Source organism: Aliiglaciecola sp. 2_MG-2023, assembly GCF_030548145.1.
Taxonomy (GTDB): Bacteria; Pseudomonadota; Gammaproteobacteria; order Enterobacterales; family Alteromonadaceae; genus Aliiglaciecola; species Aliiglaciecola lipolytica_A.
Genome location: NZ_JAUORY010000001.1, coordinates 226,928 through 240,483, shown reverse-complemented (window position 1 = coordinate 240,483; position 13,556 = coordinate 226,928). Strand labels below are relative to the sequence as shown.

Sequence of the window (13,556 nt, the reverse complement as noted above, 5' to 3'; positions counted from 1 at the left end):
ATTGTTTTTTCTAGTTACAATTTAGTTTTTATAAAACACCTTCAAAATTACATTAGAACTTGTAATTTACTGAAACAGAGTAGGTTCTTCCTCGATCAAAATAATCTAGGAAAGTAGATTCATCGCCATAAAAATCACGACGTTTTTGACCTGTAATGTTATTGGCGCTTAACTTAACCGATACATTTTTCATTGGTTTAAGATTAAGGTTTACATTCAGTTTTTCTTGCTCGCCACTAAAGCGTGAAGTACTTGATTGTGAACCGGTTCCACCTAAGGAACGGAAGAATGAACCACGGTAGGTGTATGCCAGTCTTATTGCATACCAATCGGCTTCATAAAAGCCAACAAAGTTAAAGTTATCTTTAGACGAACCAGGGAAACCAAAGCCAGCATCACCCACGTTTTCTTTATCAAACTTAGAATCAACATAGGTGTAGTTCACAGAAAAACCAAACCCGGCCAATGCAGGCACTAATTTTTCCAAAGGTTGCAATAACCCGATTTCAACCCCTTCGGCTGTACCATCTGAAAAGTTGATATTGGTTGTTAGTTCCCAAAGGCCGTCATAACCCGCTAAAGGTTGGTCGACCAAGGTATCTTTGATGATGTAATCATCAATTTCTTTGTAAAAGCCACTTAAAACAAATGCGCCATCATATTTGGTATACCACTCATAGGTAATATCAAGGTTTTGTGAACTCATTGGGTTTAATGCTGGGTTACCTATTACAGCAGAGTTATCTACACCTTCATCATCTAACTTAATTCTGTTTATAGGTGCAGTATCTTGATAATCAGGACGAGACATTGTTCTTGATAAACCCAAACGCAATGCCATATTTTCATTTAACGCAAGGTTCAAGTTGAGACTAGGCAGATATGTCCAGTAGTCATTAACGGTTGTTACTATCTCTTCAGTTATCTCACCATCTGGTAATTCTAGCTCTTGCAAGGCTGTTGCCTCGTTATCAGTATAAACAGCACGCATACCCACGTTGCCGGTTAACGGCAAACCGAAAACTTCTGTGTATAAATTAACTTGGCCATAAACTGCAAAGATATCTTCAGTCATTTCATAGGACTGATCCGGATCAACTCCAATCTCATCCCAACTATAACTTTCAATTCTTGGGTCAATAGTGACCGCTGATGAATAAAGTGGAACTAGGTAACGTGAAGGTGAAATACCCTCACCACTCAAGAATTCTTCAGGTAAGCGATCGCCAATCAATGCAGCACCTAACATCTCATCGGCAAAATCGCTTAAAGTGCCAGATTTGGAGCGCTTTGCATCGATATCTGTTCGATCGAAGTGGATACCGAAATAAACTGATGAAAACAAGTCGTGATTATCAATAGCGTAGTCAAAAGCAGCCGTTAATCCGTAATTTTCACCCTCACTAGAAATCTCTCTAATACTTGCTCGAGAGTAATTCCAATCTTCAAGAACATCAGCATCTGGAGCCGTTATTGAAGGCAAGTCACCTGTTCCATCATAGATAAAAGTACTGGGATCGAGATCTTTTTCGAATCGAACAAAACGTAAATTTTGAGTGTAATCAAGAGTCGATACATAAGCATCAAAATTTGCATTGAGGGAATCATTAATTATCCAATCAACATTGATACCCGAAACTAAATTTTTCGTTTCATTGTCGTATTTGGTTGCCGTGGTTCTTGCGGCTAGGCCACTTCCGGTTAAATCTGATTGAGCAAGATTAGCATAACGAACCGTGCCATTTTCATCCACAACCAGACCAGGGTTACCCGCTTCAGATTGATCGAATACAGTACCTTTCCACACACTGTTTTGATTCAAATTAACTTGAAACTGATTACGAGTAGATTTGTTGTTGTAGTGGGAGTACATAAAATCCCAATTGATATCTACATCTTCATTGGGTTGATATTGAATACCCGTAGCAATAGCTAAACGACTTGGGCTTTCACGTATGGGGTTCATGGTGATATTTTTGGGTGCTCTAGCTAGAACAGTCTCACTTTCACCGTTTGTTTGCTGACTAATTTGATAATCATCGCCCCAGTTAATTCTCAACTGGTCTCTAGCATTTTTTTCCTCACTTGCTACAAGGGCAAAATAACCACCTAGATCCTTGTCATCATTGCGAAATGCACTAAGTGCATTCACGCGAAAACCAGTTTCATCATCAATATCATTTAAACCAGCCCGAAAACCGATTGTCGAATAGCTGTTCTTCTTTTTTAATTTTCTTAGATCCAGCGGCTTCATTGTCTGTAAATCAATTTGGCCCGCTAAACCGCTTTCAGGACGGCTAGCTGTTGATCCTTTCGTTACCCTAACACCTGATAAAACACTTGGTGGAAAGGCATTAAAATTCATTTTACGTAAGTTTCGACCTTCGTTACCTGATGATAATAATCGACGACCGTTAATAGTAGAGTTTACAAACTCAGGGCCAAGACCACGGATAGAAACACGATCACCGTCAGTACCTGCATCATCAGTTTCAATTTGAACACCAGGAATACGTTGAATTGCACCAGCAATGGAATCATCTGCAAATTCACCAATGTCTTCAGAAGTAATTGCATCTACCACGGTATCTGCATAGCGTTTGATTTGTGCAGCATCTTTTAAGCTACCCAAAATCCCCTTCACTTCGATCACTTCAACTTCATTTGGCTCAGCAGCAGTTTTTTTAGACTCTTGTGCTAAAGCAATATTTGCATTTAATAAACTCGTCGAAAAAATTGCCATTGATATTGCAATTGCTAGCTTATTCTTATTATGAAAATTTAAAGACATTATGCTATCCCCTGTATAAATTTCGTTCATCAATTTACGTAATATTTACATGGTAAACAATGTTTCACATTTAAAACAGCATTTTTTGTTATTTTTTTTAGATGATTTAGCAATAAAAATAAAACATCTAATTAACAACAGGTTAGAGAACCCTATTGAACAGCATTTATTGTGGGAAAAAAGTGTTTTTTAGCGACTTAATCATTTAATTGCGCTTTTTCAGAAGATAAATGGTTTAAATTTTGAGTAAATAGTTAATGCTTCGTTAACAATCTTACCTAGTAAACAAGAATGAGTATTGACCATTAACTTAATATGAAACACTATATTATATACAAAATAAATTAGAGGTTGTTCTTTAGATGGAAGAGAAAGAGAAAAAGAAACGAAGTTATTCTGCTCCTGCCCTAGAAAAAGGTTTTGAAATATTAGAGCTATTGGCGGAAGTGAAAGAACCTATGTCCCTTGCCAAAATCTCGACTACTTTAGAGCGCTCTAAAAGTGAAATATATAGAATGATTTCAGCATTGGAACATCGAGGTTATCTATCCAGGAACGAAGGCAGTGACTCATTCCATATAACCAATAAATTATTTGATTTAGGAATGAAAGTACCTCCTGTTGGGACTTTGGTGGAAGCGGCATTTCCAGTGATGCACAAGCTATCTGGCGATATTAAACAATCTTGTCATATAGCAGTTGCAAACCAACAGCATATGGTAGTTATCGCCAGAGTACAGAGCCCAGCTATTGTAGGTTTATCGGTTCGAGTGGGACATCATCTTGACCTATATAAAACCGGCTCAGGTAGAGTTCTTTTATCCTATATGCCTGAGAAAGCAAGAGAAGAATCCCTCAGTATATTTGAAAAAACGGATAACGACTTTAACAGAGAAGAATGTGAAGAATTAATTGAGCGGATATTAAGTAAAGGCCATGCTAGGTCGAAAAGTCCAATCGTTTCAGGCTTAATCGATTTGTCTTTTCCGATCTTTCTTGGAAAAAGTAAAGAAGTGATTGCCTGTATAACGGTACCTTATATTGTAGAAAAAGGTATTTCCTTAAGCCTTTCAGAAACCGAATCTTATGTGCGAGAAGCAGCAGCTGAACTTTCTGAATTGGCGCAAACCTACAGTGGGTTCTAGTAAACGCAAGACTGTCTAAGGCAACACAAAAATGCAAAGTTAAAGTGTCACTGGCACTTTAACTTTGCTCGGTTAGTCCAGTAAAATTTTAAATCCAATAACGGGTTGTTGAGGTAAAGTTTCAGGTAACTTTATAGTCAGCCCATTTTTATTCCTGTGCCAGTGAATCTTTTCATCCGAACCAAGCATCGATATTGATTGAATATTTTTGTTTAACAGTCCAGCGTTTTTCAATGCTTTGATTTGAATATCGTTTTCAGGTGGAGCCAGTACAAAAGCAAATAAAATATTATCCTTATAGGTAAAGCGAATATCTTGAGCAGAAAAGGCTTTTAAGTTTTCGCCCGCTCGCTTAGTAACGATCTTTAATGGACCTTCACCAAAAATCTTCCATGGTCGAGTAGCATAAATACCTTCACCATTAATGTTAATCCAATCTCCAAAAGCACGAATATAGGCCGCTTGCTCTTCTGGTAAAGTGCCGTCACCACGCAATGCTACGTTCATCATTACCACGCCATTTTTACTAATGGCATCAACCGCGTTACCCAGTAAAACCGGCACGCTCATTTTGGTGATTAAATTTTTGCGATAAAACCAGTTACCCGAAACATCTGTCGCCCACATCCAGGGGTGAGTTTGTATTTCACCAAACATTCCCCGTTCAAGATTGTAAGTAAAAGCAGCCTTATCTTTTTTTGCGTCTTTAAATGAAAGTACCCGAGTTTGTTTACCGTTATTTTCTAACAAATCACGATTGATAAAATCAGAAAACAAAGCAACACCAGAGACATCGCCAAATTCATCTGAAGGATATGGTGAGTCATTGTTAAACATATCTGGATCGTACTTTTCGATTAATTCCCAGCTGCGTTCAAACCAATGTTTGTTCCAAGTCTGCTGCGATGCAAATTCTGTTGGGTGATAGTCCATTGCAAAGAGTTGCCATTCTAAGGTATTCGGTTTTTGATATTGTCTGGCTGCATTAAAAAACCTTGGTGCCCAATATAAATGTGTAGACACACCAAATTTAAGTCCATACTTAGTTGCTGCATCTTTCCATTCTTGGATCGTGTCTCTTTTAGGTCCCATATCTACCGCGTTCCATGGGTGAGATGAGTCGTACATATCGAAATTATCATGATGGGTTGCCACGGGCATAATAAAACGAGCGCCATTTTGTTTAAAAAATTTAACTAACCCCTCAGGATCCCAGTTTTCAGCTTTAAAAGATGGAATGAATTTTTCGTAGCCAAACTCTGAGGGATGTCCATATCGTTTAGTATGCCACTGGGTGAGCGTAGCCGTGGTTTGCATATCTCGTTGAGGATTTTTAGACGGTGTTATAAAGCCTTCTGTGCCGTACATTCTGCGTCCATAATGAGAACCATCATGGGGTCGATTTTCATCTATCGCTGAAGGTATCCCCCAATGTGTCCAAATACCTATTTTGCCATCCACAAACCATTCTGGTACCTGATAGTTTTCGGCCATAGACTGCCAATTTGCCGCTATTAGCTTATTGTTTTTATCGGTATCAGTTTGATTGTCGTTTAATCCATTGGCGCAGCCAGCTAAAACGCTCTGACAGCACCAGATTAAGATAGTTAAATACGTGAATTTAGCTGTTTTTTTATAATTCATTTGGACTCCAAAATGGGATTCCAGTTTCCTTTAGCTGTTTGTTGTATCGAATAACGAGGGGAAAATCGGCCTCTTCCACCTTAGGAAGACCTTCATTAATCATTAAAGGAACACTTGCATCCCACCATTGTTCATACGCATTACGCAGATTGTTCACGACTTTAGGATACATAGATGCTAGGTTTTGGCTTTCTCCATGGTCGGCATTCACGTCGTAAAGTTCTTTATTATTAACGAACCGCCATTGCTGTGTTCGTACCGCATATTTACCGTATTTTGCGGCTTCCATCTCACCCGCTTTCCAGCGCCCAATATGTATAAAGAGCTTACGATCATCCCATTGGGCTTTAGGGCTATTTAATAAGGGTATTAACGAGCGCCCATCAAGCTGCTGCATATTTTCAGGTAAGGTCGCACCGGCTAATTGCGTTAATGTCGGATAAAGATCAATGTGAGCAGTCAGCCCATTAATATCAATATTTTTATCTAGTACACCTTTCCACTGCCAATACATGGGAACCTTAGTTCCGCCTTGATAGGCAGAGTTTTTTCGACCTTTTAATCCAGCATTGAATGGAATGAGCTGTTTGCCGTTGTGAACCATAGGTGGCATTGACATGCCATTATCGGTCATAAAAATGATTAACGTATTATCTAATGCGCCCCACTCGTCTAATTTCGACATTAAGCGCCCGACGTTATCATCAATGTTCTCGATCATCCCATAACGGCCAGCGGTTTTCTGATCATATCCAGCTTCTAAAAACCGTTTTTTATAACTTTCAGGCGCTATATAAGGAGCATGGGGTGCATTAAGTGAAACGTAAGCGAAGTATGGCTGTTTTGCAGAGTGCTGCTTTTTTATCCAAGCTAATGCTGCAGAAAAAAACACATCAGTACAGAAACCTTTGGTCTGTACAATTTTGTCGTTGTGAAGCAATACATTGTCAAAATACAAATTATCTTTATTAGGAGGGAAATCTCCTAGGTGAGTTTGGCCAATTCCGCCAGCACCATGCATTAGCACCTCGTCAAAACCACGAGCTTGCGGTAAATATTGCGGTTCGTCGCCCAAATGCCACTTGCCAAACAATCCCGTTTGGTATCCTGCAGATTGCAGTGCCTGAGGCATGGTATAAACATCAGGAGCCAAGCGCTCCCGCTGAAATATGGTATGGGTAACCCCCACTTTAAAAGGTGGTAGACCACTCATTAACGCTGCGCGTGTAGGAGCGCAAGTAGGACTTACTTGAAAGTCGTTAAAACGCACAGCGTTGGTGGCAAAACTATCAATATTTGGCGTGTTTAAAAGTTCATTGCCCGTAAAGGAAAGATCCCCTAATCCTTGGTCATCTGTCATGACCAAAATGATGTTTGGTCTGGATGCTAACAAATTTTTGTCCAGTGGTTTTGCACTTACATCACTGCAAATTGATGCAAATAACATAAATACAAACGCATACCGTAAATTCAAAATAATCCGCCTTCTAAGTTTAGTGTCGCAATCAATCGATAAAAATCTAGTTAAAAACATGCATTTTGAGCGTAGATTTGGAATATCCTAGCCAACACCAATGTTTTATATTTGAAATATCATTCTATATTGTAAATAACTTGTAACACAAGTTGTTTATAGAACAATACATGTGCTTTTAGAATTGGTTGGATAAAAACAAAAAAGCGAACCTTAAGGTTCGCTTTTTTATGATGTTGCTGTGACACATGGACTGTAACACTTTGGTTAATTTAACCGCCGATTAGCTGTTAATTAATGCAATTGTTATGCAGTTAAAAAACCTTGCGATGGCTAGCGCCTCTTTTTGCTAACATAAGTCTTAAATGGTTTATCACCGCGATACTCTTTAACAAGGGCCGCATTTTTCTCACGCAAGCGTTGCACGACATCAGCATTGATTGGATCGGCAATCACATTGTTAATTTCAAGAGGATCATTTTCTAAATCAAATAACTCTTCATATATAGGCTGTTCGCCATTAATCGATGCAACACTCATTTTCGCGTACGACTGGTCTTTTTTCTTATCAAAGTAGCGAATATATTTCCATTTATGGGTGCGTAAACCTTCCATACGAGGGTAGTTTTGAATCGTCATCATATTCTCTAGGAAAAGTTCTTGTCGCCATACAGTCTTGTTAGCTAATTGCGGATCTGCTTGCATTAGAGGTTTTAAACTGTGTCCCTGCATTTCCTCGGGGATCTCAGTATCGGTTAAATCTAATAAGGTTGGTGCAATATCTAGCAAGGCCACCAGCTCATTACTTTCATCCGCTTTATGTTGCTTAAGTCTTGGATCATAAACCACTAATGGAACACGTACCGATGGTTCATACAACAGAACCTTGCCACCTAAGCCAAATTGTCCGTGCATTAAACCGTGATCAGAGGTGAATACGATAATCGTGTTATCAGCGATGCCTTGTTCATCTAAATGTTTTACAAGCTTGCCTACCAATTTATCGATACCCGAGATAGTTTGCATCTCTCTGATTTTTCTTTCTCTTAGTGCTCTGGGCGTTTTAACATAGCTATAACCGTTAATGTATTCACCGTTATAGACGTTTTTAGGTATTTTAGGGGTTTTTATATCTTTACTCGCCACATAGGTTTCAGGCAGTTCCACTTGATCAAATTGGTCTCTGTAGGTGGTCTTATAAAGATCTAAATCGGTATCACGTAACTTCATAGTGCCTGTGCTATTGGCATGCGGCACGTTAAAGTTAATCATTAAAGCAAACGGTTTATCTTTAGGGCGACTATCGAGAAAGTTGTAGCCTGCTTTAAACGCTTCATGAGGCTCCATGAAGTTATCTAAACCTTCTTCAAGAATTTCTATTTGCGTATCTGCTTTTGCATTTTTAAAAATGGCGTGTTTCTTTCTATCCTTTGGGTAAAAAGTTAAATGTCCGTGACTGGCATACCAATAATCAAAGCTGTTATCCATAACGCCACTTTTATAGCCAGTTTCACCTGCTTTATTTTTACCAATAGGTGTATGGTTTTTGCCTATCCAGCCAACAAAATACCCCGCATCCTTTAACAGCATTGGATACGTTTGAGACCAAGCCTCTTCTGTCATGCTGCTGTCAGAATTGAAATTAATACCATGCCGTCTTTCATATAAGCCGGTTAATAAATTGGTACGACTAGGCGTACATACTGCGCTAGTTGCAAAGCCTTTGTTAAAAACAGTGCCATTGGCAGCTAGATTATCGATGTTAGGTGTTTTAATGATGGGGTGACCTTCATACCCCGTGACCCCTGCTCGCATATCATCAGCAAGGATTACGATAACATTCGGGCGACTGGTTTGTTTAGCCGAATTCGTCGCCATTGTAACTTCTTGGCTACTTTCGTTGCTGGCTTTTTTAGCTACACTGCAACCAGAGATACCCAGTGTAAGCGTAATTCCTAAAAGTATTAAACTATTAAATTTCATTGATTTTGTTCCATGACATTATTCTCAATCAGCACCTGGCAGCCCGCAAAAAAGCAAACCTATCTTTATCACCAGCAAGTTTTTTACACTTTGCTTAACGTTGCTTTGCGCCACCAAGTTACTCCAAAAAATCAAAATTAGTTTACTGAAATTGCTTTTGGTGCAAACACTTTAGTGTCTTTCAGATAGCCCGCTTCTGGGTAACTAATTAAGAAATTGTTTTCGTCAAACAAATTAAATACATAGTGAGTTGTTCCTTTTGGCAAAGTTACTGATAATTTATCGCCATCAAGAGCCATTTTTAGAGGAACCCAAACTTCTCCTCGTTTTCCACCATTTTTTGTATAGATCAACTCAGCACCAATAACTTTAGCGCCATTATTTTTATACTTTAACCAAACCGTATTACCGTCTCGTCCATGTTTAACAACAGTAGGAACTTTACTTTTGTTAGGTAACGACGTTTTTGCCAGCGGGTTTAGGAAAGGATAACGCGCGTTTAATTGTTCCAATCGTTTTTGCAAAAGGTTATCCATCTCTTGTGCTTTGTGAGGCATTTTACTGGCAAGATTATTCGCTTCTTCAATATCAACTCGTTTCGTACCGTTTTCATAAAGTTGATACAACTCTAAAGTCGCTTTTTCTTCAGTAGGAACGTATTGGCGAATAAGTTTATAGTCACCGACTCGCAAAGTAGATTGCATCGAACTATTTGGGAAATGCCACATCATTGTATCTCTGGTTTTCCCAGTCCAAGGATCGATAACGACAGTTGAATCAGTTGGGTCTTTTTCCAGTAAAACCGATAAATCAGCCCCATCCAATATTTGTTGATTTTGTTTTTTAGCACCAGTCCAACTTAGTATTGTGGGATAAAAATCCACGCCATTTACCATGACATCGGTTTCAACATTTCCCGCGATATTTGGTCCTGTTATGATTAGCGGAACTCGAACGCCACCTTCTTTTGCATTTATTTTCCCTTTATCTAGCGGATAGTTATCGGTAATAATTTCTTTAGTGTGTCTTTCCATACCACCGTTATCTGAGGTAAAAATAACATAAGTGTTGTCGATTAGTTTGTGACCTGGCCATCTTGGATCATCAGTTTCTTCAAGATACTTAATAAGCAAACCCGTGTAATAATCTATCATTTCTACCATGGCTGCATAATAGGCATTCTTTTGGCCAGCTTCGTCCCAAACGTCTCCTTTTTTAGGATATTCTACGCCTAATTTTTGATAATATTTACGCAGTAAATCTTCACTTCTGGTTTGTATCGGAGTATGCACTAATCGAGACGAATAGAATAGAAAGAACGGGGTGTCTTTGTACTGGTTCATGAAATCAAGCCCGTCTTGGGTGATGTCATCAAACGGAAAGCCTTCTTCGTCTAAATAGAAGGGAGTGGAAGGATCGGACGTCGAAAACTCTTTGGTACGATCTTTCATTTTTCTGTGCGCGCCAAAACCATGTTTTGAGAAATCAAATCCTTGCGCCGTGGGTAAAGGTATATCTGTTCCAGCAATACCTACGTGCCACTTTCCTGTGTGGCCAGTTTTATAGCCATTCATTTGTAACGATTCTGCAATCGTCATTTCATCAGAAGCCAAAGCGCCTGCTTGCCACGGGCTAACCAAAAGCGAGCTTTTGTTGTAAGGCATTGGAGGGTGCCCGCCTCTAACGGCAGTTCGTTCTAAACGAACGGGATGTTTACCCGATAAAATAGCGCCACGTGAAGGTGAGCAAGTGGTTGCTGGCGAGTACGCCTGCCAAAAGAGCACCCCCTTCGAGGCCAATTTGTCGATATTTGGCGTTTCAAATGGAGAAGGTTCGTCAATATCGTAGCGCTTTACGTCTTGCCAACCTAAATCATCAGTTAGAATTAACAGTACATTGGGTTTTTCTGGTCTCTCACTTGCCATAGCATATGACAAATTAAGACAACAAAGAACGGAGAACCAAATTATTTTAGACATAGTATTTACCTAATATAACCTTAGAATAATATTTGTTAACTAGCGCAAAGTTTTTTTGATGCATCCGTGCACCTTAATAAAATGTAATTTACAACGATTTATACTTATCGCTGGTCACTAAAAAGTTGTTTTCATCAATTAATACGAACACATAAGCATCGCGATCTTTAGGGACATACCCAGTTACTGTCATATCGTCTGAATTAATTGTTACCGGTAACTTTTCATAGGTTATTACCAGCTTGCCGCGTGATTCTCGCTTATTACTGCCTTTGGTTTTAGCAATTTCTGCCAGTAAATAAGCTTCTTTTACGGCGGTTTTACCGTCCACTAAGCTTATTTGAGCTTCTCGTTTAGCCTTATTAAATTTATTCGACGACACTTCAGGGACTAAAGTTCTGGCTGCCATGTTGTCTTTATTCTCAGGGTTTAAACGAGGATAAATAGCATTATTTTCTGCTAGAAGTTGTTCTAAATTAGCCGATAACGTTTTTACGACACCTGCGTACTCAGGTTCTGCGGCTAAATCATTGGTTTCTTCTAGATCATAACGTTTATCGTCTTCATACAAGCGATATAGCGAGTAGCTGTTGTCAACGTAATGTTTATAAAGTTTAAAGTCACCTTCACGAATCGCGCCACGCATAGAAGGATCTTCGTTATGGGGAAAATGCCAAAACAAGTTTTTTCTCACCTCGCCATTATCATAGGACGCTTTTTGATTTTCATTTTGAAGCACTGTCGATAAATTTAAGCCGCTGAGTTTATCTTTATACTGCTCAGGAATTGTTGAATCCGTTAACGCTAAGATGGTGGGATAATAATCTAGCTGATTTACCATACCGTGGTGAGTAACGTTGGATTTAACGCCAGGTCCAGCCACTAACATTGGCACTCTAATTCCGCCCTCTTCCGTGTGCTTCTTACCTTTATCTAGTGGGAAATTGTCGGTAATTATTTCTGTACCTTTGCGCTCTGCGCCACCATTGTCTGAAGAAAAGAAAATGTAAGTTGTGTCGATTAACTTTTTACCAGGATTACGGGGGTCATCGGTTTGCTCGAGTAACGACACCAAGCGACCTAAACTCCAATCAACCGTTGTTACCATTGCGCCATAATAAGGATTGGTTTGGCCTGGCGTAGTAATGGGATCTGTTGATTGTGGAAATGGGATGCCTAGTTTGTCGGTGTAATGTTCTAATAAAGCTTTGTTTTTAGTAATAATAGGAACATGTACCATCCAATGTGCTAAATAAAGAAAAAATGGTTCGTCTTTGTTTTTTTGTACAAAACCTAGCGCATTCTCAGTTACTAAATCCAGAGGATAGGAAATACCATTTGGATTCTTTTCACTATAGGGTGGATACTTTTCTTTGCTTAAAGGAAATTCTTTATTGTCGAAGTCTTTATGACGTTGTTTTGATCCTTTATGTGCGCCGCGTTTATCGAATGAAAAATCGAAACCATAAGCTTTAGGATAATTACTCGCGTAATTGCCTAAATGCCACTTACCAACATGCCCCGTTTTATAGCCGTTTGCTTTTAATGCTTCTGCTAACGTGAGGGTTTCAGGAGAAAGATGATCATTAAAATAAGGTGCGATTAATTGATTATGGTTATTCAGTGCCGCTGGAATTTGCGCCCCAAGAACATGGGTAAAATTAGTTTTAGCTGGATGTTGTCCAGATAACAAACCACCTCTCGAAGGAGCACATGTGGGCGCAGGAGAATAAGCTTGGGTAAAATTCATACCTCGTTTAGCAAGTGCCAACATATTCGGCGTTTCCCAAGGCGTTGGTTTATCAATATCGTTTAATTGAGTGTCTTGCCAACCTAAATCGTCAACATAAAAGATAATAATATTGGGTTTTTCAAGCTTTCCAATGGCGGTATTAGCTTGAGCGCTTTGGCTCAACAGTACAATGGCAATAAGCCCTAAAAGTTTGTACATAAAATATCCTTGATAAAATAACTTGCGGTTAAAAATTAATTTGGACGCTTTATTATAAACGCACCGAGTTAATTAACTTTCAGCTGCCTGCAGGTCTAATTGAGAATCGACCTATCCAAACGACCTCGTATAAACATCACCATCACTAACAAGGTCACCTAAACACTCATTTATTGCTTAATATACTTTCTTGATACAAGTGCTATCTGATACTTCATTGACTAACCGATTCGCATTTACATCAAATTGTTATGCAGTCCCATTGCTATCTTTATAATAATTCAACAAGATCCGCTGCTGACTCAGGTTTGGTTTATAGGATAGCTGTGGTATAAAAGGTTGCGTTTTGTCACTGCACTGGGTAATAAATAGGTCATATTGAATAACACTATCCGTGAATTCACCTACCCCACAATTTTCTGATGTAAACGAATGACTCCCATCAGTCCCTATCCAAATCAAATCAAATCAAATCAACCACATTATATACAACACAACGTTTCATATTCGAATTGTTATTCTATATCGAAAATAATGTAAATCACAAGTAAAATATTATTTTATATTTAAAACAATGGCGTGAGGATAA

General features: G+C 38.9%; 7 protein-coding genes. 1 reads left to right on the top strand and 6 read right to left on the bottom strand.

All coding sequences use genetic code 11. The features are described 5' to 3' along the window. Window positions 1–52 precede the first annotated feature (52 nt). Window positions 53–2,791, bottom strand: coding sequence for a TonB-dependent receptor (locus Q4567_RS00995; protein WP_303499002.1), 2,739 nt, complete (start codon window positions 2,789–2,791; stop codon window positions 53–55). A gap of 362 nt (window positions 2,792–3,153) precedes the next feature. Between Q4567_RS00995 and Q4567_RS00990 the strand changes: the two genes are divergently transcribed. Continuing rightward, window positions 3,154–3,936 (top strand): IclR family transcriptional regulator, encoded by a 783-nt coding sequence (locus Q4567_RS00990; RefSeq protein WP_216048194.1) that lies wholly within the window; start codon window positions 3,154–3,156, stop codon window positions 3,934–3,936. Window positions 3,937–4,008: 72 nt separating this feature from the next. Here Q4567_RS00990 and Q4567_RS00985 read toward each other — a convergent pair whose 3' ends face one another. The 5 genes from Q4567_RS00985 to Q4567_RS00965 form a co-directional block, all read right to left on the bottom strand. Beyond that, the gene (locus Q4567_RS00985; RefSeq protein WP_216048193.1) at window positions 4,009–5,580 is read right to left on the bottom strand and encodes an alpha-L-fucosidase; all 1,572 of its coding nucleotides are present in this window, start codon (window positions 5,578–5,580) and stop codon (window positions 4,009–4,011) included. Next, complete coding sequence (locus Q4567_RS00980) at window positions 5,570–7,054, bottom strand: arylsulfatase (protein ID WP_216048192.1); 1,485 nt, start codon at window positions 7,052–7,054, stop codon at window positions 5,570–5,572. Before Q4567_RS00980 ends, Q4567_RS00985 begins: the two co-directional genes overlap by 11 nt. A gap of 333 nt (window positions 7,055–7,387) precedes the next feature. Next, window positions 7,388–9,037, bottom strand: coding sequence for a sulfatase-like hydrolase/transferase (locus tag Q4567_RS00975; protein WP_216048191.1), 1,650 nt, complete (start codon window positions 9,035–9,037; stop codon window positions 7,388–7,390). Between the two features lie 137 nt (window positions 9,038–9,174). Further along, entirely contained in the window at window positions 9,175–11,016 is a 1,842-nt protein-coding gene (locus Q4567_RS00970) for a sulfatase (protein ID WP_216048190.1), read from the bottom strand. 88 nt (window positions 11,017–11,104) lie between these two features. Then, complete coding sequence (locus Q4567_RS00965; protein WP_216048189.1) at window positions 11,105–12,967, bottom strand: sulfatase; 1,863 nt, start codon at window positions 12,965–12,967, stop codon at window positions 11,105–11,107. Window positions 12,968–13,556 lie beyond the last annotated feature (589 nt).